Consider the following 20678-nt stretch of genomic DNA (forward strand, 5'->3'; position numbering starts at 1 on the left):
GCTGCAGCTGCGCGTCTAGCGTTTCTGGTATTGCGTCTTGCCAAACAGCACTTCGCGTGCCTTGTCGTCGGTGATGGGGCGGCGCAGATCGGCAAGCACCTTGACGCCGCGCTGCACGGCAGGCCGGGCCGCGATGACGTCAAACCATTTCTTCAGGTGCGGGTAGTCGGCCCAGTCGATGCCGTGGTTTTCCCAGTTGCGCAGCCACGGAAAGATGGCGATGTCGGCAATCGTGTACTGGTTGCAGGCGATGAACTTGCTGCCCGCCAGCTGCTGGTTCATCACACCGTAAAGCCGTCGGGTCTCGTTGGTGTAGCGGTTGATCGCGTAATCGATTTTCTCGGGCGCGTACTGGCGGAAGTGGTGGGTCTGTCCGATCATGGGGCCGACGCCGCCCATCTGGAACATCAGCCATTGCAGCACCTGGAACTTCAACCGGTCACTTTTCGGCAGGAATCTGCCGGTTTTGGCCGCCAGGTACAGCAGGATGGCACCGGATTCGAACAGTGCCATGGGTTTGCCGTCTGGCCCCTCGGGGTCCACCAGCGCGGGAATCTTGTTGTTCGGGCTGATGGCCAGAAACTCGGGCTGGAACTGGTCGCCGGTGCCGATGTTGACCGGAATCGCTTCCCAGTCGCGACCGAGGCGGAAGCCGCACTCTTCCAGCATGATGTGGACCTTGTGGCCGTTGGGCGTGGGCCAGGAATAGACTTTGAGCATGAACGCAACCTTTGGAACTATGATGGCAAAGTGCTTGTCCGCGCCCCTTGCGGGCAGGCAGACAAGTTCTCAAGCACTTTAAGAGAAAAGCCGGAATCATGTTTGAGCGCCTGAAAAAGGTCTTTGTGCGAGGCGAGACTCAGCCGCTGCAAGCGGCAAGGCCCGACGCGGTGTCGGAGTGGGCCAGCACGCATGGCTTCAGTTACTCCAGCCAGGGCAAGGGCGCCGGTTGTGTGCTGACCGGCAAGGTGAAAGGCAAGCCCTGGAAGCTGGAGAGCGGGGCGGCATCACGCGACTACATCGTCGGCGAGGAACTCCGAGCCCGTGCAGCGCTGGACATCAACGAAGATGCGGCGGTGCTCATCATGAACCGGCCGCTCAAGGAGTCGCTGGAAAAACGCGCCTACGCGATTTACACCGACACGCTGCAGACCACGGCCGACCCCAGCCTGCCCGAGGAGATGCGCTGGCTCGCGATGTATGACGAAGTTGGCTGGAGCAGCGTGGTGCCAGAATTCTGGGAACGTTACACCGTGCTGGCGGACCAGCGCGAACATGCCCTGGCATGGCTGGACGGCAGCCTGGCCGAACTGCTGCTCCACTGGCCCGAGCCGGGCCCGGATGCGCAGACCCCCTTCATCCTGATGCTGCTCCGCGGCAAAGCCTACCTGCGCATGCAGTACAGCCCATTCAGCATCGCCACGCTGCAACATGCAGCCATCGTGTACACCAGCGCCTGTGAATCGGCGCTGGCCGGCCTGTCGACGGACATTCCCCTTTGATTCAAGCCAGAAATGGCCTGAGCCCAATAACCGCGGACGCGAGCAGCTATATTTTTTATAGCTGATCAGCGCCGGGTTTTTCCTGTCAGCTGCCGCGGGTGATCGGCATCTCGACCTCGCCGGGCATGGCCAGGTGTTTGGCCAGTTCCAGCTTGGCTAGCGAAGCGCGGTGCACTTCATCAGGGCCGTCGGCCAGACGCAGCGTGCGCTGGTGGGCGTAGGCATAGGCCAGCGGGAAGTCATCGGACACGCCGCCACCGCCATGCGCCTGGATGGCCCAGTCAATGATCTGGCAAGCCATGTTGGGCGCGACCACCTTGATCATGGCGATTTCGGCCTTGGCGACCTTGTTGCCGACCGTGTCCATCATGTAGGCGGCTTTCAGTGTCAGCAGGCGGGCCTGGTCGATCATGCAGCGTGCGTCGGCGATGCGCTCGTGCCAGACCGACTGGCGTGCCACCGGCTTGCCGAAAGCGATGCGGGTGTTCAGGCGCTTGCACATCAGTTCAAGTGCGCGTTCGGCAATGCCGATGCTGCGCATGCAGTGGTGAATGCGTCCGGGGCCAAGGCGGCCTTGCGCAATTTCAAAACCGCGGCCTTCGCCGAGCAGCAGGTTGCCCACCGGCACGCGCACATTGGTCAGCCGCACTTCCATGTGGCCGTGCGGTGCGTCGTCGTAGCCGAACACGCTCAGGGGGCGGATCACGGTGATGCCGGGCGCATTGGCCGGCACCAGGATCATGGACTGCTGCTCATGGCGGCCCGCGTCGGGGTTGGTTTTGCCCATGACGATGTAAATTGCGCAGCGTGGGTCACCGGCACCCGACGACCACCATTTCAGGCCGTTGATCACATAGTCGTCACCGTCGCGGACGATGCTGCACTGGATGTTGGTGGCGTCGGACGAAGCCACTTCGGGCTCGGTCATCAGGAAGGCCGAACGGATCTCGCCCTTGAGCAGGGGTTCCAGCCAGCGGTCCTTGTTGGCTTCCGAGCCATAGCGGGCGATCGTTTCCATGTTGCCGGTGTCGGGCGCCGAGCAGTTGAAGATTTCGGGCGCAAAAGGCACGCGGCCCATGATTTCGCACAGCGGCGCGTATTCGAGGTTGGACAGGCCCTCGGGTGCCCGCGGCGAGTGCGGCAGGAACAGGTTCCACAAGCCCGCCGCGCGGGCCTTGGGTTTGAGTTCCTCGATGATGGTTGTCGGAATCCACGGGTTGCCCTTGGCGCGGTTCTCTGCAATCTCGCGGAAGAAACGCGCCTCATTCGGGTAAACATGCTGGTCCATGAAGGCCAGCAGGCGGGCCTGCATGTCCTGGACCTTGGGGGTGAAGTTGAATTCCATGTAGCTATCTCCTGGGTAAAGGTTTCTTTTAGCCGGGCTTGTGGCCCGACTGGCTTTTTTGCGCAAAGTCCCAGGCCATGCGCGCCAGCGCGGGCGCGCCTTTGGCAGAGGCGACGGCCTGTGCGCTGGCCGCGGTGCCGGCTTCGACGCGCTTGGCGATGCCCTGCAAAATGGCCGCGAGCCGGAACAGGTTGTAGGCGAGGTAAAAATTCCAGTCGGCCTTGATCAGTTCCGGGCTGGCAAAGCCAGTGCGTTCGCAATACAGGCGGATGTACTCAGCCTCGGTCGGGATGCCGAGGCTGGCCACGTCCAGGCCGCCGATGCCGCGGAAAGCACCGGGCGGAATGTGCCAGGCCATGCAGTGATAGCTGAAGTCGGCCAGCGGATGGCCCAAGGTCGAGAGTTCCCAGTCCAGCACGGCCAGCACACGAGGCTCGGTCGGGTGAAACATCAGGTTGTCGAGCCGGAAGTCGCCATGCACGATGGAAACCATGGATTCATCGCGGGCGCTGGCCGGAATGTTCTCGGGCAGCCATTTCATCAGCGCGTCCATCTCGGGGATGGGCTCGGTGATGGAGGCGGTGTACTGCTTGCTCCAGCGACCGATCTGGCGCTCGAAATAATTGCCGGGCTTGCCGTAGTCGGCCAGCCCGCGCTCGGCGAACTTCACCTTGTGCAGCGCGGCAATGACGCGGTTCATCTCCCGGTAAATATCGCCGCGCTGGGCATTCGTCATGCCCGGCAAGGCCTGGTCCCACAGGACACGGCCCTCGACAAACTCCATCACGTAGAAGGCGCGGCCTATCACGGCCTCGTCTTCACACAGGCAGTACATTTTGGCGACCGGCACGTCGGTGCCCTGCAGGCCGGTCATGACCTTGAACTCGCGCTCGACCGCATGGGCCGATGGCAGCAGTTTGGCGACCGGCCCCGGCTTGGCGCGCATCACGTACGAGCGCTGGGGCGTGATCAGCTTGTAGGTCGGGTTGGACTGGCCGCCCTTGAAAATTTCGGCGCTCAGCGGACCCTGGAAACCCGGCAGATGCTTCTCGAGGTAGGCACTCAGCGCTTCCATGTCGAAAGCGTGCTGGCCCGACACCGCGCGTGTGCCCAGGAAGTGGTCAAAGTTGCTCATCGCTTTATTTTTCCAGGTCGGCTTCAGAAATGCGCATCAGCGCCTCGCGGTTGCGCACCACCAGGCCGCCCGGTTCGATGCGTATCGCGTCCTCGCGCTCCATGGCTTTGAGTTCCTGGTTCACACGCTGGCGTGAGGCACCCAGCAGCTGCGCCAGTTCTTCCTGCGCCAGTTGCAGGCCGATGCGCACCTCGCGCCCGTCGCTCAAGCTGCTGACGCCGTAACTGCGCACCAGGTGCAGCAGCTGCTTGGCCAGCCGTGCGCGCAGGGGCAGGGTGTTGAGGTCTTCCACCAGACCGTAGAGCTGGCGGATGCGGCGCGCGTGCAGGCGCAGCATGGCTTCGTACAGTTCCACATGCGCAGCCAGGATTTTCTTGAAGTCGGCCTTGGCCACACACAGGATGGTGGTCTCGCCGTGCGCATAGGCGTCGTGCGTGCGCCGGTCGCCGTCGAAGATGGCCACATCGCCAAACCAGATGCCGGGCTCCACATAGGTCAGCGTGATCTGCTTGCCCGAGATCGAGGTCGAACTCACGCGAACCGCGCCTTTGGCGCAGGCAATCCATTGTTCCGGCGGGTCGCCGCGGGCGGCGATCAGTTCGCCATCCTTGAAACGTTGGACGTATGCGCATCGAAGTATGTCGTGCCTGAGTGAGGGAGATAGGGATGAAAACCAGCGGCCACCGTTGATGGCCTCTCTTTCGTCTATCGTAAGAATGGGATCGTCCATAGCCTGTCTTTTGGGTGACTCACAAGAGAGCTATTGTCACGCCAGCGACGATGCCGCGGACATCCATCTGTCGCCTCGGTGTCCCGGCCACCCGCCCCCTGCACCAGCGCGGCCTGCGCGCCCGGGGCCTGCTCAGTCGTAGGCCGGCGGCCGCTTTTCCAGGAAGGCGGCAATGCCTTCGCCGCCATTGGGGTGGTGCAGGTTGCGCACGAAATGCCCGCGTTCGGCGTCCAGCTGCTGGCTCAGGGTGTTGGCCTGTGCGTCATTGAGGAGTTCCTTGATGCTGGCCAGCGCGTTGGGCGCGCGGGCATTGAGCGTGTCGGCCAGTTTCAGTGCCTCGTTGAGCGCATCACCGGCAGCGACGCTGCGGTTGACCAGGCCCAGCGCCTGCAGCCGCGGTGCGCCTATCCGCTCGCCGCACATCAGCAGTTCGGCGACCAGCGCGCGCGGCAGGGCGCGGCTCAAGGCCCAGCTGCCGCCGCCGTCGGGCGACAGCGCCACGCTGCTGTAGGCCATCACAAAGACGGCGTTGTCTGCCGCGACCACGAAGTCGCAGGCCAGTGCCAGTGAAAAACCGGCACCCGCCGCAGCGCCCTCGACCGCTGCAATCACCGGTTTCGGGAAGGTGCGTATCGAATCGATCCAGCTGTGCAGGCCGTTGATGCTCTGCGCCTGCACCTCCGTCGGCAGTTGCCGGTTGGCCTGCAGGCGATGCAGGTTGCCGCCGGCGCAGAAGTTGGCGCCTTCGCCGGTGATGACCACGCTGCGGATGTCGGGGTTGTTCTCGGCGGCGTTGAGCGCTTCCACGCCCGCGGCATAGATTTCAGGGCCGAGTGCATTCTTGAATTCGGGGTTGCTCAGGGTCAGCACCAGGGTGGCGCCGTCGCTGGTGCTTTTGAGTGCGCCTGCCATGTCAGGACTCCTGATGCGTGAGACTCAGGCCAATCGCGCCGCGGCGGCGCAGCCACGGGGAAGGGCGGTAACGCGGATCGCCGTACACGGTCTGCATGTTGAACAGCACTTCAAGGATGTTGGTGGGGCCGTAACGGTCACCCATGGCGAGTGGGCCCATGGGGTAGCCCAGGCCCAGCGTGACGGCGGTCTCCAGGTCTTTGGGGCTGCAGATACCCTGCTGGCAGATGTCGCTGGCAATGTTGACGATGGCGGCCACCACACGTTGCGTGACAAAGCCGCCGCTGTCGCGAATCACGCTGACAGCCTTGCCGTCGCGCGCAAACAGCGCGTGCGCGGCGTCACGCATGTCGCTGCGGGTTGCAGGGTTGGTCGCCAGCACGCGGCGCTTGCAGGCTGCGTCGTCGATCAGCATGTCGATGCCCACCGTGCGTGCGGGATCGAGCCGCTCGACCACGGCCACGGTGGTGATGTCAAAGCCCAGCGGCGCCACCAGCACAAGTGCATTCATCGAAGGTGATGCGCCGGTCTCGATGCTGGCGCCGAGGTTCTTGAGCAGTTGCAGCAGCTCCGATCGGCGCGCTGCCCGGGGCGACACCCAGACCGGGGGCATCTCGGCCACCACGGGCACGGGCGGTTCCGCAGGGGTTTGCACGGCGCCGTCGGTGTAGCGGTAAAACCCTTCGCCGGTTTTGCGGCCCAGCAGGCCACCGGCCAGACGTTGTGCGGTGATCACGCTGGGGCGGTAGCGCGGCTCCTCGTAATACTGGTGGTACACCGACTCCATCACCGGGTGCGAGACATCAAGCGCGGTCAGGTCCATCAGTTCAAACGGCCCGAGCTTGAAGCCGGCCTGGTCCCTGAGGATGCGGTCTATGGTGGCGAAATCGGCAATGCCTTCACTGACAATGCGCAGGGCCTCGGTGCCGTAGGCCCTTCCGGCGTGGTTGACGATGAAGCCCGGCGTGTCCTGGGCCTGCACTGGCGTGTGGCCCATTTGCCGCGCATAGTCCGCCAGCGCGCTGCAGGTGGCAGCTTCTGTCTTGAGGCCGGCAATCACCTCGACCACTTTCATCAGGGGGACAGGGTTGAAAAAATGGTAGCCGGCAAAACGCCCCGGGTGCTGGAGTCCGGCGGCGATGGCCGTGATGGACAGCGAGGAGGTGTTGCTCACCAGGATGGTTTGTCCGGAAACAACACTTTCCAGTGACAAAAACAGTGACTTCTTCACATCCAGACGTTCTACAACCGCCTCGATGACAAGGTCGCAATCGGCCAGATCGTCAAGGGTGTCGGCGCACAGCAGGCGGGCTTTGTGGGCGGCGGCCAGCGCGCCGTCGAGGCGGCCCTTGTCCACCAGTTTGTCCCATTGCGCCGCCAGCGCGTCGCGCGCCTTGTCGGCTGCGCCCGGCTGGGCGTCGAACAGCTTGACTGTGCTGCCCGCCTGAGCGGCGATTTGTGCGATGCCCCGGCCCATGGCGCCCGTGCCAACCAGGCCAACAGTTTTATAAAGTGGTTTCATGGAAAAGTATTATCCAGCAGCCCGGGCCGCGTCCGGCCTCCTGTTGGAGGGGGTGTTCGCAGGGTTCGCGTCGTTTGCGTGGTCCTGGAGCGCGAGTTAGACTTGCGCGTCGGGTTTATCCACGATAGTGCGGGGAGGTGGGCTGCAGGGTCAGACGGGTCGGCCCGGGGCCTGCAGGGCCCGGGGCCTTGTCTCTTTTTGTCCCAGGGACCTCTGTCTGCACCTTCCGTATGTGCCGGACATGCCAGAATCAGCCAAGTGAACACCTTTTTGCGTCCAATCCAACACCGCGCCCTTATGACAGGGGGCTTGTGGCTGTGTCTGTCGGCGGGCGCTTTGGCAGTCACACTGGGGCCCAGCACCCGCTCAGCCGTGCTGGGGCAGCCGCTGGATCTTTCCATGCAGCTGATGCTTGACGCCGGCGACGACCCGCAGGCGCTGTGTATTGAAGCCGATGTTTTCTACGTGGACAAGCCGCTCGACAAGGCCAGTGTCCGGATAACGCCGGAAAAGGCCGCCGCCGCCCAGGACTGGTTGGTCCATATCCGCTCTGCGATACCCGTCGAGGGACCCGTGGTCACCGTGCATCTGCGTGCCGGATGCGTGCAAAAAACCATACGCCGTTATGTGGTGCTTGCGGCGACCAAACCGCGCGCGGTGGGGGCCAGTCTGCAGACCACGCTTGCGGCGGCAGATCCGCAACCACTGTCTGCGGGCGCCCCCCTGGCGGCGTCAGCGGCGGCCGGCACCCTGGAGAGCAACAAGGTCCAGACGCTGGAAGCCGAGCTTCGCCAATTGCGTGCAGACATGATGCGCAACCAGGCGGCGCTGGCCGAAAACCGGCACCAGCTCGAGCAGGCCGAGAACGCGCGATTTGGCAAGGTGGTGGTGTATGGCCTGGCCGCACTTTTTTCCATCGCGGTCATGGGCCTGCTTTTCGTGTTGTACCAGCGCTCCACCGCCCAGGCGGCGGGCGCCACATCTTCCTCCGAACACAGTACTTTCATTACGGAATCCGGCCTTTCGAGAAGCGTGACCCTGGCCGCTGCAAGCCGGGCCGCCGAGCTTGACGTCAATGAATCACTGTTCGACGAACTCAGGCGCGCCTCCCGCTACCCGGCGGCCGAGTCCATCCCGTCGCTGCCGCCGCGCGACCGGCCCCGCTTCTCGGTCAGCGTGCCTTTCGTGCCACGTACCGTCAAGGTTCCGGAACTGTTTGATCTTCAGCAGCAAGTGGAATTTTTCAGTTCTTTGGGGCAGCAGGCCAAGGCCATCGCGCTGCTTCGCAAGCACCTGGTCGACAACGTCAAAACCAGTGCGCTGGTTTATCTGGACCTGCTGGATCTCTATCACCAGGCCGGCAACGTGCAGGATTACGAAGACTTGCGTGACGATGTCAACAAGGTCTTCAACACCCGGATTCTGTCCTTTGACCGTTACGTCGCAACCAGTGCGGGGGGCGCCGCCTATGCCGCCATTTTGTTGCGTGTCCAGGCTGCCTGGCCGACGCGGCAGGTCTTCAGGATCATTGAAGAGGCCCTGTTTCGGGAGCCTGGGGACGGCGCAGAGGTACTGGCCCTGGAAGAGTATCGCGAACTGCTGCTGCTGTATGCGGTGGGCCGCGAAATCATCGAACTTGAATCCGGCTCGGAAGGCAGCCGCGGTGACACCCTGTGGCCCGATCTGGCGATGCAGCCGAGGTCCTCGCCACGCCTGGGTCTGGACATTGACCTGACCCAGCTGTCGGAAGGCAACGACAGCAAACCTATGGGCAACCAGACAACGGCCAGGACACCATCGGCGAGGCATGATCCCCGAGGCAACAGTGCACAGGCCGGCTCCCCCTCCAGCCTTGCGGAACTGCTGCACACGGCACGGCGCAGGGACGGTCAGCGTACCGGTGCAGCGTCCATGGCCTCACCTTTGTCCATTGCGCCCAACTCCGTGAGGCCGACGGGGCTGGACTCCCTGGTGGACTTTGACGACTACGACACGGGCTACCGGCCCGACGACTTCGACAAATCCTCACGCTCCTGAAAAGAGCATTTCGACCATCCGGCAAACCCGGCCTGCGGGGCCATCCAGCCCGCGCAGTGCTAGTGTTTTTTTTCGACCTGAGAATCCGTCGCCTGTCCAGCGTCCCGCGTGGCCGCGAGAGTCTGGATCCATGCGTTCATTGCAGGGCTGATGATTGAGCTGCGCACGCCGGAGAAGGACGGGCCGATCCTCTCGCGGCACGACTGCCCGCCGGCCTTGCGTCTGCGCCGAAAACGCCTGTGTCCGCGGCTCTGACAGACGGATCTGGCGACTTCAACCTGATCGGCTTCGAGGTGTCGGGGTCTTCGCCTTCACCTGCGGCGGTGGTCAGGCCGGCAGAAAGTCAGGGCTTTGTTGCAGGCTTGCGGGTTTGCTGGCAGCCCGCATCAGCGACGTACCTGCAGCGCTCCGGGGTTCACGATATTGGTGGGCGTGCCCTTGATGAAGTTGACCACGTTGTCAAACGCAGAGTTGAAATACATTTCGTAGCTTTCCTGCTCCACATAGCCTATATGCGGCGTGCAGATGCAGTTCTCCAGGCGCAGCAAGGCATGGCCCTGCAGGATAGGCTCGGACTCGAACACATCGACAGCTGCCAGTCCCGGACGCCCGCGGTTCAGGCCGGCAATCAGTGCTTCGGGTTCGATCAGCTCGGCGCGTGAGGTGTTGACCAGCACGGACGAGGTTTTCATCTGTGCCAGGTCTTCCAGGGTCACCGCGCCGCGTGTGTCGTCCTGCAGCCGGAGGTGCAGGCTGAGCACATCGCTGTCCCGGAAAAACTCGCCCTTGGAAAGGGCCACTTCATAACCGTCGGCCTGGGCGCGTGCGCGCGAGGCCTGGCTGCCCCACACCAGGACGCGCATGCCGAAAGCACGGCCATAACCGGCAACGATCTGGCCGATCTTGCCGTAGCTCCAGATGCCCAGGGTCTTGCCCTTGAGGACCGAACCGATGCCGAAGTTGGGCGGCATCGAGGCGTTTTTCAGGCCGGCCTGCTGCCAGGCGCCGTGCTTGAGGTGCGAGACATAGTGCGGAATCCGGCGCATGGCGGCCATGATCAGGGCCCAGGTGAGTTCTGCCGGTGCCGTCGGTGATCCCACACCCTCGGCGACGACAATGCCGCGCTCGGTACAGGCGCCGACATCGACATGGCTTCCGACGCGGCCGGTCTGCGCAATCATCTTGAGCTTGGGCAGTTTTTCAATCAGCTGGCGCGGCAAATGTGTTCGCTCACGGATCAGCACAATTACATCGGCGTCCTTGAGCCGTACCGAGAGCTGGCCTATGCCTTTGACGGTGTTGGTGTAGACCTTGGCCTGGTAAGCGTCCAGTTTCGCGGCACAGGCGAGTTTGCGTACCGCATCCTGGTAGTCGTCAAGAATCACAATATTCATGCCGATATTGTGCCTGCAAGTTTTCCCCCGTGAGGTGGCGCGGGCTCAAGGACGGCAAGCCGCCCCGAAAAGGAAAGCAGCTGTCCTTCCCGGTTGCAGGCCGCCGCGCGGCAGCAAGTGCAGCAAGGTTTTTCAGGCGGCCTGGACAGCGGCCTCTCTTTGGGCCATGCGGTCGAGCTCGGCACAGACATCGGCCATGCGGCCCGAAATGACCATGCGGCCCGCGCATGAGGGGCTCACGCCGGCCTCAAATTCGCGGACGATTTTCAGCCGGCGCGGCGACGTGGCCTTGGCCACGGTTTGACAGGGTTTATGGTTTGTCACCGCCGCATGGTGGGCGCCGGCGACCGTGGTTTTGAGGACCACTGGCAGGTCCTCCGTCGCCTGGCGCCGTGATGCCGCGACAAAGGCGGGCAAGGTGATCGCTGGCTGTGCCGGCCGCAGCAAAGCGGAAAGCGCTTGCAGTGGCGAAAGCAGTACCGACCAAAGGGGTGAAAGAGCGGGCGAACGTGAAAAAACGGCGATTCCCATGAAAACTCCAGAAGTAGAGGTAAACACAGGCAGGATTTCAAACTGAACAACCGCCGCACCAGGGTGTTGGTCCATGCGACCAAACGCCCGCCACCTGTTGCGCGGAAAAGAAAATGGGCAGTCCCTGCAAGCGCACTGCCCGGACCATGGCTACATCAGCATGGTGTTGCGTATCAGGCCCACAGCCAGTCCCTCGATTTCGAAGGCATCGCCGGGCTCGACCACAATGGTTTTGAAGTCAGGGTTTTCGGGCAGCAACTCGATCAGATTCTTGTTGCGGCGAAAACGCTTGACGGTGACGTCATCACCCAGGCGCGCCACCACGATCTGTCCGTTTTTGGCTTCCTTCGTCTGTTTCACGGCCAGCAGGTCTCCATCCATGATGCCGGCATCGCGCATGCTCATGCCGCGCACCTTGAGCAGGTAGTCGGGCTGACGCTGGAACAGGCTGCTCTCGAAATGATAGGTGTGGTCCACATGCTCCTGCGCGAGAATGGGGCTGCCAGCAGCAACCCGCCCCACCAGAGGCAGGGCGAGTTGGGCCAGGCTTTGCAACGGCAGGGAAAACTGTTTGATGCGTGACTCGTTGATGGAGCGCAGGGTGTCGCTGCGCAGGCGGATGCCGCGCGAGGTGCCGCTGACCAGCTCGATCACACCCTTGCGGGCCAGCGCCTGCAGGTGTTCTTCGGCGGCGTTGGCGGACTTGAACCCGAGTTCGTTGGCGATTTCGGCGCGCGTGGGCGGGGCGCCGGTGCGGGCGATGGCGCTTTGAATCAGTTCAAGTATTTGCTGCTGGCGTGCAGTCAGTTTGGGCATTTCGGAAAAATCGTTGAAGCTGCTCATCACGGGGCTCCTTGTCAAACAGGGGGTTCCATCGTCCAGAATGGGGTGAGAAACCCTGGCAAGCTGTTTTAATATCCAGTAGCTGTATTTTCATCCAGTTTTTTAAAGAATGCAAGTCTCAACGCTTATGAACAGAAAAATCGTGATTCTCGGTACCGGCGGCACGATTGCCGGCACCGCCGCCAGTGCCTCGGACCATACCGGCTACACCGCTGCGCAGGTGGGCATCACCCAGCTGGTTGAAGCCGTGCCGGCCCTGGCCGAAGGTCCTTGCGATCTGGTGACCGAGCAGGTGGCGCAAATTGACAGCAAGGACATGAGTTTTGCCGTCTGGGCCCGGCTCGCCGCGCGGGTCAGTCACTTTCTGGCGCAACCCGATGTGCAGGGCATCGTCGTGACACATGGCACCGACACGCTGGAGGAAACGGCCTGGTTGCTGCACGCGCTGCTCCATCCCGGCAAGCCTGTTGTGCTGACCTGTGCGATGCGCCCAGCCACGGCGCTGGCACCCGACGGCCCGCAGAACCTGCTGGACGCCGCGGCCGTGGCCGCGCATCCCGGCGCTCGCGGCGTGCTGGCCGTGTGCGCGGGTGTCATTCACGGCGCGCCTGACGTGCAGAAGGTGCATACCTACCGGCTCAATGCCTTCAGCTCGGGCGATGCCGGACCGATCGGTTATGTCGAGGAAGGGCGCTTGCGCTTGGTAAGAAATTGGCCTGAAGCCCCCGTTCATCAAGCGCCGTCAGCTATCAAAAAAGTAGTAGAACAGCAAGATGGACTGGGTTGGCCCCGCGTCGAGATCGTGATGAATTACGCGGGCGCGGGCGCCGGCGTGGTTCAGTCGCTGGTGGCCAGCGGTGTACAAGGCCTGGTGGTGGCGGCGACGGGCAATGGCACGCTGCACCATGAGCTCGAGGCGGCGTTGCTTCAGGCGCAGGCGGCCGGCGTGCGCGTGGTTCGCGCCACACGTTGCCTCGAGGGCAGGGTGCTGGTCAGGGCCGGCGACGCCATAACCGATTCGCAGGGCCTGAGCCCGGTGAAGGCTCGGGTGGACCTGATGCTTCAATTGATGGGCGGAAGCCGTTGACGCGATGTTTGCAGCCCTGAAATCCCACCTGTGGGCCTATCCGGCGCTGGAGATGGTGCATATCAGCGGCATTGCGCTGCTGCTCGGCAACCTGGTGCTGCTGGAATTGCGCGTGTTCGGCTTGGGTGCTGCCTTGCCCGTGAGGGACCTGGCACGCCTGAGCCTGGGCCTTGCCCTCAGCGGCTTTGCCATCGCGGCTGCATCCGGCCTGCTGATGTTTGCGTCCCAGCCTGCCGAATTGCTGGCGAACCGCGCTTTCACCCTGAAGATGCTGCTGTTATTCACCGCGACGTGTAATGCAGCCTGGTTCCATGGACGCGGCTCGCTCGACAAACTCGATGCTTGGGCACGCGTGCAGATGGCGGTGTCCACCCTGATCTGGCTGGCTGTCTTGGCGTGTGGCCGCTGGATTGCCTATCTCTGAGCAAACCATCCTTCAAGGAGCTGACAGATGAAACGACGTGACGTGATCGGGGCCCTGTGTGCCGTCTCCAGCACCGGCCTGATGCCTTTTGCGCGGGCGCACCACGGCTGGAGCGGGTTTGACCAGGACCGGCCGATCTACCTTGAAGGCAGGGTGCTCAAGTCCCTTTGGCAGAACCCGCATGTCGAGCTGGAAATTGAATTGCCGGCCACACTGAAGCTGCCGGCCGACCTTGCCCAGCGCGCGCTGCCTGCGCAGAGCGCCCCGGTCGATGGCAAGGCCTTGCTGGCCAGGGCCGTTGTGCCCACGCGCAAGGACAGGCGCTGGGAGATCGAGCTGGCGCCCCTGACGCGCCTGCAGGCCTGGAAAGTCGCCGAGATCAAGCCCGGCACGCAGGTCTCGGTGGTGGGCTTCACCTTTGCCGGCGAGAAGGGGGACGCGGTGTTGCGCGCCGAATACCTGTTTGTCGACGGCAAGGCGTATGGCCTGAGGTCCAGTCCGGCCTGAGTGACGGCGAATGGCGCCGAGTGACGCCCAGCAAAAAGGCCGTCGACAGACGGCCTTTTTATCGTGCGGTGAGAGCGCTCAGTTCGACAGCGCTTCGAAAGCCCTGGCCGTGATTTCATCCACACCGCCCATGCCGCTGATCGCGCGGTATTTGGGCGCTGCGTCGGGTGCTGCCTTGGCCCAGCTGGAGTAGTAGTCCACCAGTGGACGGGTTTGGGCGCTGTAGACCTCGAGGCGCTTGCGCACGGTTTCTTCCTTGTCGTCTTCGCGCTGGATCAGCGGTTCGCCGGTCACGTCGTCCTTGCCGTCCACCTTGGGCGGGTTGAACTTGACGTGGTAGGTGCGGCCCGAGGCCGGGTGCGAACGGCGGCCGCTCATGCGCTCGATGATGGCCTCAAAGGGCACGTCGATTTCCAGCACGTAGTCCAGCTTCACACCGGCGGACTTCATGGCGTCGGCCTGGGGAATGGTGCGCGGGAAACCGTCGAACAGAAAGCCCTGGGCGCAGTCCGGCTGGGCGATACGCTCCTTGACCAGGTTGATGATCAGGTCGTCGCTGACCAGCGCGCCGGCGTCCATGATCTTTTTGGCTTCGATGCCCAGGGGTGTGCCGGCCTTGACCGCGGCACGCAACATGTCGCCGGTGGAAATCTGGGGGATGCCGTATTTCTGGCAGATGAAGGTCGCTTGTGTTCCCTTGCCAGCGCCTGGCGCGCCCAACAAAATCAGTCTCATGGATGTCCTTGGATTTTTATGAATCGGCAGCGGGCGGGTGGCCTGATGCCGGCCCCGGCCTCACATTATTTTGAGCTGAAGGATAGCATGCGTCCCCCCGCGCGCAGCTTACACAAACAGCCGTCGTACGCGCTCCAGGTCCTCGGGGGTATCGACGCCGGGCCCGGGCGCCTGCGCGGTGACGTGGACGGCAATGCGGTGGCCGTGCCAGAGCGCGCGCAGTTGCTCGAGTTGCTCGAGCCGCTCCAGCGGTGCTTGCGGCAAGGCCGGAAACTGCCGCAGGAAACCGACGCGGTAGCCATAGATGCCCACGTGCCGCAGGGGCGGCGGCAACTGACTGCCGGCACCCCACCATGCCTGACCGCCGGCATCACGCGCTGCGGGTATGGGCGCACGGCTGAAGTACAGCGCAGTATTGCGCGCATCCAGCACCACCTTGACCACGTTCGGGTTGTTCAGGTCTGTGATCGAGTTGATGGCGTGCGCGGCGGTACTCATGGCGCAGTCGGGCCGATCGGCGAGTAAACCCGCCACCGCGTCAATCAGCGCGGGATCAATCAGCGGCTCGTCGCCCTGCACATTGACCACCACTTCGTCGTTGCCGAGCCGCAGCAGATTGCAGGCTTCGGCCAGGCGGTCGCTGCCGCTGGGGTGATCGGCGTGGGTTAAAACCGTCGTGACCTGGAAGGCCGCGCAGCTTTCGGCAATGCGTGGGCTGTCGGTGGCCACCACGACGCGCGATGCGCCGCTGAGCAAGGCGCGCTGCGCCACGCGGACCACCATGGGCACGCCCGCGATGTCGGCCAGCGGTTTGTCGGGCAGGCGGGTGGACGCGAGGCGGGCCGGAATGAGGACGGTAAAACTCATGCGCGGCAGGTCACAGGCCGAGTTCCTCGTCTGTGAGGGTGCGTGCCTCGCTCTCGAGCATCACCGGCAGGCCGTCGCGGATGGGGTAGGCCAGACGTGCGCTGCGCGAGATCAGCTCCTGTTTTTCACGGTCGTAGTCGAGCGGGCCCTTGGTCACGGGGCAGACCAGCAGTTCAAGCAGTTTGGTGTCCATGGGAGGATGGTAATGGAGAAAGCAGGGGGGCCAGCAAGGCGTCGAGCGCCGTGAAGAAGGCAGGTTCGGGTGAAAACTCCAGCGGCACGGCCAGCACGTCCGCTTGCCGGGGGAAAAGCTTGACCGCGTCTTTTTCAGTGCAAATAACGGTGTAGCCCTTGTCCTGCGGGCGCGGATAGCTATCAAAACTGTAGTGATCTGGCAATGCCCGGGTTTCGGCCAGTACCAGGCCGCGGGCCCGCAGCATGGCAAAAAAAGCCTCGGGTTTGGCGATGCCGGCCAGCGCCAGCAGCGGCCGGCCGGCCAGGCTCTCCAGAGCCACGCGGCTGCCGTCGGCGCGCAGCGCGTGGCCAGCCAGGCGCCGCGTCGAACCAAAACCCGGAACCCCTGAAAAACCCGTCAAGGCGGTGTGGCCGCCGGTGTGCAGCACCAGGTCGATACCGCGCCCGCCGGCGCGTACGCCGCGTTGCCGGCGCTCCGGCCAGGGTTCGCGCAGGGGGCCGGCCGGCAGCAGCCAGCCATTGCCGACGCCGCGTTCGTCGAACACCGCAATCTCGACATCACGCTGCAGCGCGTAATGCTGCAGGCCGTCGTCGCAGACGATCACCTGTGTCGCGCGGTGTGCAGCGAGCAGCGCGCGTGCGGCCTCGGTGCGCCGGGATGCTACAAAAACAGGAGCGCCTGTCGCCCGCCGGATCAGGGCCGGCTCGTCGCCTGACTCGTCGATGGGGGTGCCCGGCAAGACCTCCAGGCAATGCGCACTGGTGCGCCCGTAGCCGCGCGAGACCACCCCGACCTGCAAACCGCGGGCCTGCAGGTGCTGCACCAGGGCAATCACCGCCGGGGTTTTGCCGGCACCGCCCGCCACGACGTTGCCCACCACCACCACCGGCAAGGGCAGGCGTTCAGATCTGAAGTAGCCGGCCCGGAAGGCCAGCCTGCGCAACTCGGCCAGCAGGCCGTACAGCCGGGACAGCGGCCAGAGCAGGCAGGCGAGCATGCCGCGCCGCAGCCAGGCCTGCTGCAGCCGGGTCGTCACGTTTACCGGGCGCCGGCCTGCGCCGCGCTCTGGGTGGCAAAGGTGATCTGGGCCAGGCCGCTGCGCCGGGCCGCTTCCATCACGGTGATGACCGACTGGTGCGTGGCGCTGGCATCGGCGCTGATGATGATCACGCTGTCCTTGCCGGCCTTGGCCGCCGCGCTGATGGCGGCACTCAGCGCCTCGATGCTGCGGCCGGGAACCGGCACCTTGCTGACCATGTAGCGGCCGTCGCTGCTGACGGCGACGATCACTTCCTTGGGGTAGTCGCGCTGCTGGTCGGCGTCGGCCACCGGCAGCTTGATCTGTAGCTCGGTGAACTTGCTGTAGGTGGTCGACAGCATCAGGAAGATCAGCACGACCAGCAGCACGTCGATGAAGGGAATCAGGTTGATCTCAGGCTCGTCGCGCGATGAACGGCGGAAATTCATGCCGCGCTCCTGAGGGGCTTGGTGGTCGGGGTTTTTTCGCCGGGCCGCCCCAAGAAAAAATGCGCCCCCCCGGGGGGCAGCGAAGTACGCGAAGCAACGAGCGTGGGGGCCTGATTCATGATTTGCGCAGCGTGTTCAGGTGGCGCACAAAACGCTCGGAGGCAATCTCCATCGTGAGCAGGTAGCCGTCCACCCGGGCGCGGAAATAACGCCAGAAGATCAGCGACGGGATCGCCACGATGAGGCCGAAGGCGGTGTTGTACAGCGCAATCGAGATGCCCTGTGCGAGTTGCGCGGGGTTGCCGCCGGCGGCATTGGCCACGCCGCCGCTGCCGGCCTGCGAGCCGAAAATCTCGATCATGCCGATCACCGTGCCGAGCAGACCCAGCAGCGGCGCGGCCGAGGCGATGGTGGCCAGGGCCGCCAGGTAACGCTCCAGGGTGTGGGCGGCGCGCCGACCCGCGCCTTCGATGGTGGAGCGCAGATCGTCCTCGCTGATGCGCGGGTTGGTGTTGAGCGCACGAAAACCGCTGGCCAGCACCTGCCCGAGCAGGGAGTTCTGCTCGAGGTGCGACACCACATCGGGGGCGGGAACCGTGCTGCGCGACACGGTGATGGCTTCGTCCAGCAACTTGGGCGGGGCAATTTTTCCGGTTTTCAGGCTGACAAAACGCTCGATGACCAGGGCCAGGGCCAGTATGGAGCAGGCAACCAGGGGCCAGATGGGCCAGCCTGCGGCTTGTATGATCGAAAACAAGTAAACGTCTCCCGGCAAATAGTTGCTGTGGATTATGGCCCAGCCAGGGGCGTGACCCGGACGCAACGCTGTGTGCCCGCCGCCTTGTCGCAAGGCGGATGCTTGTAGGACCTAACTCACAGATCTTGTGGATAACTTTGTTAGCAAGTAGCCGGCGGAGGGCCGCCAGCCCGCGCCAAATGGGCCCTGTGACAGAACGATGAAAAAATAAGCAGAATATAGTTCTTATAAATCAATGAGTTACATGAGTTTATCTAGGCTTCCCCGGCAAACCTCGGGTTTAACCCCGCTGTCATGCGGCTCTGTGGAGTATTACCCCCGTGTAATCAGGGGGTTTGCGCGTGTTTGAGTCCTCCGGGGCGCCAGAAAGAGCCTCGCCGGGTGTACGGGTATGGCCCGTGGGTTCCCTGCTGCGCGCGATTGCCGACAGCCTGGAGGCCCGATTCAACCCGGTGGCCGTGCAGGGGGAGGTCAGCGGGTTTTCGCGGGCCGCCAGTGGTCACTGCTACTTTTCCCTGAAAGACGGGCAGGGTCAGATCCGCTGCGCCATGTTCCGGCGAGCCGCCAGCCTGCTGGATTTTTCGCCACGCGACGGCCAACTGGTCGAAGTGCGTGGCCGGCTCGGCGTCTACGAGCCGCGCGGCGAACTGCAAATGGTGGTCGAGTCCATGCGGCAAGCCGGGCAGGGCAACCTGTTCGAACAATTCCTGCTGCTCAAGGCCAGGCTGGAGGCCGAAGGCCTGTTCGAGCCCGGCCGCAAGCGGCCCTTGCCGCTGCTGCCGCGCGCCATCGGCGTGGTGACCTCGCTGGGCGCAGCCGCCCTGCATGACGTGGTGACGGCTTTGCAGCGCCGCGCGCCGCACATTCCGGTGGTGATCTACCCGGCCAGCGTGCAGGGCGCCCAGGCGCCCGAGGAATTGCGCCAGGCCCTGCGCAAGGCCAGCGAACGCGCAGAAGTGGACGTGCTGCTGCTGGTACGCGGCGGCGGGGCCATGGAAGACCTGTGGGCCTTCAATGACGAACAACTGGCGCGGCTGATCGTGGCTTCGCCGGTGCCCGTGGTGTGTGGCGTTGGCCACGAGACCGATTTCACGATCGCCGATTTTTGCGCTGACCTGCGCGCGCCCACCCCCACCGCGGCGGCCGAAATGTGCGCCCAGCCGCAAAGCGTCTGGCTCGGCGCGCTGGATCTCGCCCAGGGGCGCATGCAGGACGGCGTGGAGCGACAGCTGCAGGCCCAGAACCAGCGGCTCGACTGGGCCGCGTCCCGCGTGAGCCGACCGTCCCATCTGGTGACGCGCCAGCAAGCCCGGCTGGCCGGACAGACGCAGCGCCTGCGGCATGCGCTGCAGTCGGGGGTGCAGCGGGAGAACAGCCGTCTCCAGGGGCTGGCGCTGGCTTTCCCGCAGGCCATGGCGGGAGCGCTGGCGCAGCAGCAACGCCGGCTGGAGCGTGCGCAACTGAGGCTGGAGCCGCTCGACCCCAAGCTCGTGCTGCAGCGCGGTTATGCCTGGCTGGCCGATCTGCAGGGGCAGGCGGTCACCAGCGCCCGCGCCACCCATCCCGGCCAGGCGCTGCGCGCTACCCTTGCCGACGGCGCGGTCGATTTGACCGTTTCTGCACCCCGGCTGATTTAGTTTTTACAATGGGCGTCAGAACCGGCTTTTTCACTTCATCAACAACACCTCACGAGGAAAAAAAACATGGAACACAAACTCCCCCCACTCCCGTACGCCATCGACGCGCTGGCTCCCCACTACAGCCAGGAGACGTTTGAGTACCACCATGGCAAGCACCACAACGCCTATGTGGTCAACCTCAACAACCTGCAAAAAGGCACCGAGTTCGAGGCCATGACGCTCGAAGAGATCATCAAGAAATCCAGCGGTGGCGTGTACAACAACGCGGCCCAGATCTGGAACCACACCTTTTTCTGGGACTGCATGAAACCGGCCGGCGGCGGCGAGCCAAGCGGTGCGCTCGCCGCGGCCATCAACGCCAAGTTCGGCTCCTACGCGGCTTTCAAGGAAGCCTTTGTGAAGTCGGCTGTCGGCAACTTCGGTTCGGGCTGGACCTGGCTGGTGAAAAAAGCCGATGGCTCGGTGGACATCGTCAACACCGGCCCGGCCGGCACACCGCTGACCACCGCCGACAAGGCGCTGCTGACGGTGGACGTGTGGGAACACGCCTATTACATCGACTACCGCAACCAGCGTCCCAAGTTTGTCGAGACTTTCCTCGACAAGCTGGTGAACTGGGACTTCGCCGCCAAGAACTTCGCCTGACATCCGTTCGGCGGGTTGCCGTGTTCCTCGGAGAGCGGGCTTTGCGTAAAACAACCTGGTGTTAAATCTCGCCAAGCTGTTTAAACCATCCTTCTCGAACAAAAGGGCTCGAAGATCAAATCTTCGAGCCCTTTTGTTTTATGGCCGTCACAGGGCTTGCGCTCCCGGGGCTGGCGGCACCCCCTTGACCAAGCCTCCGCGTTGGGCTGCGGACGGTCTTTTCATCTGCCGGCACCGGTATTTTTTGTCTGCGTGGAAAAAAAGTGGGTTCAAATGCCTGCAATTTCGTATCATGATATTGCATTGCATAGAATGCAGCTTGGGTCAGATTCCCCTAAGGAAAGTCAGACAGCATCCGATCTTGACCTCCGGTCTGTGACGCAGCCGGTGGCGTTCCCCATA

The 20678-nt window shown here is 63.7% G+C and carries 22 protein-coding genes; 7 read left to right on the top strand and 15 right to left on the bottom strand.

Features of this window, described 5'->3' with window-relative positions; genetic code table 11:
• Positions 1–15: 15 nt before the first annotated feature.
• Positions 16–720, bottom strand: a complete 705-nt coding sequence (locus B7X65_RS14750) for a glutathione binding-like protein (RefSeq protein ID WP_293595051.1) — start codon at positions 718–720, stop codon at positions 16–18.
• 98 nt (positions 721–818) lie between these two features.
• On the opposite strand from B7X65_RS14750, the gene B7X65_RS14755 reads away from it, so the two are divergent.
• On the top strand, positions 819–1502 hold the full coding sequence (locus B7X65_RS14755; protein WP_293595052.1) for a hypothetical protein: 684 nt from the start codon (positions 819–821) through the stop codon (positions 1500–1502).
• Between the two features lie 85 nt (positions 1503–1587).
• On the opposite strand, the gene B7X65_RS14760 is transcribed toward B7X65_RS14755, so the two are convergent.
• The 5 genes from B7X65_RS14760 to B7X65_RS14780 form a co-directional block, all read right to left on the bottom strand.
• Complete coding sequence (locus B7X65_RS14760; protein WP_293595053.1) at positions 1588–2847, bottom strand: acyl-CoA dehydrogenase family protein; 1260 nt, start codon at positions 2845–2847, stop codon at positions 1588–1590.
• Between the two features lie 28 nt (positions 2848–2875).
• Positions 2876–3982: a phosphotransferase gene (locus B7X65_RS14765; RefSeq protein WP_293595054.1), complete on the bottom strand. Its 1107-nt coding sequence runs from the start codon at positions 3980–3982 to the stop codon at positions 2876–2878.
• Positions 3983–3986: 4 nt separating this feature from the next.
• A complete protein-coding gene (locus tag B7X65_RS14770; protein ID WP_077594314.1) occupies positions 3987–4712 on the bottom strand; it encodes a Crp/Fnr family transcriptional regulator in 726 nt (241 codons plus the stop codon).
• A gap of 132 nt (positions 4713–4844) precedes the next feature.
• On the bottom strand, positions 4845–5624 hold the full coding sequence (locus tag B7X65_RS14775; protein ID WP_293595055.1) for an oxepin-CoA hydrolase, alternative type: 780 nt from the start codon (positions 5622–5624) through the stop codon (positions 4845–4847).
• Between the two features lies 1 nt (position 5625).
• Entirely contained in the window at positions 5626–7146 is a 1521-nt protein-coding gene (locus B7X65_RS14780) for a 3-hydroxyacyl-CoA dehydrogenase (RefSeq protein ID WP_293595056.1), read from the bottom strand.
• Between the two features lie 399 nt (positions 7147–7545).
• Here B7X65_RS14780 and B7X65_RS14785 point away from each other — a divergent pair, with 399 nt between their 5' ends.
• Complete coding sequence (locus B7X65_RS14785; protein ID WP_293595057.1) at positions 7546–9183, top strand: hypothetical protein; 1638 nt, start codon at positions 7546–7548, stop codon at positions 9181–9183.
• Between the two features lie 386 nt (positions 9184–9569).
• Here B7X65_RS14785 and B7X65_RS14790 read toward each other — a convergent pair whose 3' ends face one another.
• From B7X65_RS14790 to lexA, 3 genes are all read right to left on the bottom strand, one after another.
• Positions 9570–10577 carry a D-2-hydroxyacid dehydrogenase family protein gene (locus B7X65_RS14790; RefSeq protein ID WP_293595058.1) on the bottom strand — a complete coding sequence of 336 codons (1008 nt, stop codon included), beginning with the start codon at positions 10575–10577 and terminating at the stop codon, positions 9570–9572.
• A 132-nt stretch (positions 10578–10709) separates the two neighbouring features.
• Positions 10710–10943, bottom strand: coding sequence for a hypothetical protein (locus B7X65_RS14795; RefSeq protein ID WP_293595059.1), 234 nt, complete (start codon positions 10941–10943; stop codon positions 10710–10712).
• 315 nt (positions 10944–11258) lie between these two features.
• Positions 11259–11951: a transcriptional repressor LexA gene (lexA, locus tag B7X65_RS14800; RefSeq protein ID WP_293595060.1), complete on the bottom strand. Its 693-nt coding sequence runs from the start codon at positions 11949–11951 to the stop codon at positions 11259–11261.
• 127 nt (positions 11952–12078) lie between these two features.
• On the opposite strand from lexA, the gene B7X65_RS14805 reads away from it, so the two are divergent.
• Genes B7X65_RS14805 through B7X65_RS14815 form a run of 3 tightly spaced genes read left to right on the top strand, consistent with a single transcriptional unit; the run spans position 12079 to position 13969 of the window.
• On the top strand, positions 12079–13038 hold the full coding sequence (locus B7X65_RS14805) for an asparaginase (protein ID WP_293595061.1): 960 nt from the start codon (positions 12079–12081) through the stop codon (positions 13036–13038).
• Positions 13039–13042: 4 nt separating this feature from the next.
• A complete protein-coding gene (locus tag B7X65_RS14810) occupies positions 13043–13462 on the top strand; it encodes a hypothetical protein (protein ID WP_293595062.1) in 420 nt (139 codons plus the stop codon).
• A gap of 27 nt (positions 13463–13489) precedes the next feature.
• The gene (locus B7X65_RS14815) at positions 13490–13969 is read left to right on the top strand and encodes a DUF6152 family protein (protein WP_293595063.1); all 480 of its coding nucleotides are present in this window, start codon (positions 13490–13492) and stop codon (positions 13967–13969) included.
• A gap of 78 nt (positions 13970–14047) precedes the next feature.
• Here B7X65_RS14815 and adk read toward each other — a convergent pair whose 3' ends face one another.
• From adk to B7X65_RS14845, 6 genes are all read right to left on the bottom strand, one after another.
• Positions 14048–14704: an adenylate kinase gene (gene adk, locus B7X65_RS14820; protein WP_293595064.1), complete on the bottom strand. Its 657-nt coding sequence runs from the start codon at positions 14702–14704 to the stop codon at positions 14048–14050.
• Between the two features lie 108 nt (positions 14705–14812).
• A complete protein-coding gene (gene kdsB, locus B7X65_RS14825; RefSeq protein ID WP_293595065.1) occupies positions 14813–15571 on the bottom strand; it encodes a 3-deoxy-manno-octulosonate cytidylyltransferase in 759 nt (252 codons plus the stop codon).
• 10 nt (positions 15572–15581) lie between these two features.
• Positions 15582–15764, bottom strand: a complete 183-nt coding sequence (locus B7X65_RS14830) for a Trm112 family protein (RefSeq protein WP_096662311.1) — start codon at positions 15762–15764, stop codon at positions 15582–15584.
• A complete protein-coding gene (gene lpxK / locus B7X65_RS14835; protein WP_293595132.1) occupies positions 15745–16764 on the bottom strand; it encodes a tetraacyldisaccharide 4'-kinase in 1020 nt (339 codons plus the stop codon). The genes B7X65_RS14830 and lpxK overlap by 20 nt, the downstream gene beginning before the upstream one ends.
• Before the next feature lie 41 nt (positions 16765–16805).
• Positions 16806–17234: a biopolymer transporter ExbD gene (locus B7X65_RS14840; RefSeq protein ID WP_293595066.1), complete on the bottom strand. Its 429-nt coding sequence runs from the start codon at positions 17232–17234 to the stop codon at positions 16806–16808.
• Between the two features lie 115 nt (positions 17235–17349).
• On the bottom strand, positions 17350–17991 hold the full coding sequence (locus B7X65_RS14845) for a MotA/TolQ/ExbB proton channel family protein (RefSeq protein WP_293595067.1): 642 nt from the start codon (positions 17989–17991) through the stop codon (positions 17350–17352).
• A gap of 335 nt (positions 17992–18326) precedes the next feature.
• Between B7X65_RS14845 and xseA the strand changes: the two genes are divergently transcribed.
• Together xseA and B7X65_RS14855 are read left to right on the top strand one after the other, a co-directional pair.
• Positions 18327–19628, top strand: coding sequence for an exodeoxyribonuclease VII large subunit (gene xseA, locus B7X65_RS14850; protein WP_363103751.1), 1302 nt, complete (start codon positions 18327–18329; stop codon positions 19626–19628).
• Positions 19629–19694: 66 nt separating this feature from the next.
• Positions 19695–20276 carry a Fe-Mn family superoxide dismutase gene (locus tag B7X65_RS14855; RefSeq protein ID WP_096662315.1) on the top strand — a complete coding sequence of 194 codons (582 nt, stop codon included), beginning with the start codon at positions 19695–19697 and terminating at the stop codon, positions 20274–20276.
• Positions 20277–20678 lie beyond the last annotated feature (402 nt).

It is taken from the genome of Polaromonas sp. 39-63-25 (assembly GCF_002278925.1).
Lineage (GTDB): Bacteria > Pseudomonadota > Gammaproteobacteria > Burkholderiales > Burkholderiaceae_C > Polaromonas.

Excerpts from the sequence above, each read along its gene's own strand:
- B7X65_RS14840 (WP_293595066.1), bottom strand. The coding sequence starts at position 17,234 with ATGAATTTCCGCCGTTCATCGCGCGACGAGCCTGAGATCAACCTGATT.
- lexA (WP_293595060.1), bottom strand. The coding sequence starts at position 11,951 with ATGAGCAGCTTCAACGATTTTTCCGAAATGCCCAAACTGACTGCACGC.
- B7X65_RS14770 (WP_077594314.1), bottom strand. The coding sequence starts at position 4,712 with ATGGACGATCCCATTCTTACGATAGACGAAAGAGAGGCCATCAACGGT.
- B7X65_RS14760 (WP_293595053.1), bottom strand. The coding sequence starts at position 2,847 with ATGGAATTCAACTTCACCCCCAAGGTCCAGGACATGCAGGCCCGCCTG.
- B7X65_RS14785 (WP_293595057.1), top strand. The coding sequence starts at position 7,546 with ATGCAGCTGATGCTTGACGCCGGCGACGACCCGCAGGCGCTGTGTATT.
- adk (WP_293595064.1), bottom strand. The coding sequence starts at position 14,704 with ATGAGACTGATTTTGTTGGGCGCGCCAGGCGCTGGCAAGGGAACACAA.
- B7X65_RS14750 (WP_293595051.1), bottom strand. The coding sequence starts at position 720 with ATGCTCAAAGTCTATTCCTGGCCCACGCCCAACGGCCACAAGGTCCAC.
- B7X65_RS14765 (WP_293595054.1), bottom strand. The coding sequence starts at position 3,982 with ATGAGCAACTTTGACCACTTCCTGGGCACACGCGCGGTGTCGGGCCAG.
- B7X65_RS14830 (WP_096662311.1), bottom strand. The coding sequence starts at position 15,764 with ATGGACACCAAACTGCTTGAACTGCTGGTCTGCCCCGTGACCAAGGGC.
- B7X65_RS14790 (WP_293595058.1), bottom strand. The coding sequence starts at position 10,577 with ATGAATATTGTGATTCTTGACGACTACCAGGATGCGGTACGCAAACTC.
- B7X65_RS14805 (WP_293595061.1), top strand. The coding sequence starts at position 12,079 with ATGAACAGAAAAATCGTGATTCTCGGTACCGGCGGCACGATTGCCGGC.
- B7X65_RS14755 (WP_293595052.1), top strand. The coding sequence starts at position 819 with ATGTTTGAGCGCCTGAAAAAGGTCTTTGTGCGAGGCGAGACTCAGCCG.
- kdsB (WP_293595065.1), bottom strand. The coding sequence starts at position 15,571 with ATGAGTTTTACCGTCCTCATTCCGGCCCGCCTCGCGTCCACCCGCCTG.
- B7X65_RS14775 (WP_293595055.1), bottom strand. The coding sequence starts at position 5,624 with ATGGCAGGCGCACTCAAAAGCACCAGCGACGGCGCCACCCTGGTGCTG.
- B7X65_RS14810 (WP_293595062.1), top strand. The coding sequence starts at position 13,043 with ATGTTTGCAGCCCTGAAATCCCACCTGTGGGCCTATCCGGCGCTGGAG.
- B7X65_RS14780 (WP_293595056.1), bottom strand. The coding sequence starts at position 7,146 with ATGAAACCACTTTATAAAACTGTTGGCCTGGTTGGCACGGGCGCCATG.
- B7X65_RS14815 (WP_293595063.1), top strand. The coding sequence starts at position 13,490 with ATGAAACGACGTGACGTGATCGGGGCCCTGTGTGCCGTCTCCAGCACC.
- lpxK (WP_293595132.1), bottom strand. The coding sequence starts at position 16,764 with ATGCTCGCCTGCCTGCTCTGGCCGCTGTCCCGGCTGTACGGCCTGCTG.
- B7X65_RS14855 (WP_096662315.1), top strand. The coding sequence starts at position 19,695 with ATGGAACACAAACTCCCCCCACTCCCGTACGCCATCGACGCGCTGGCT.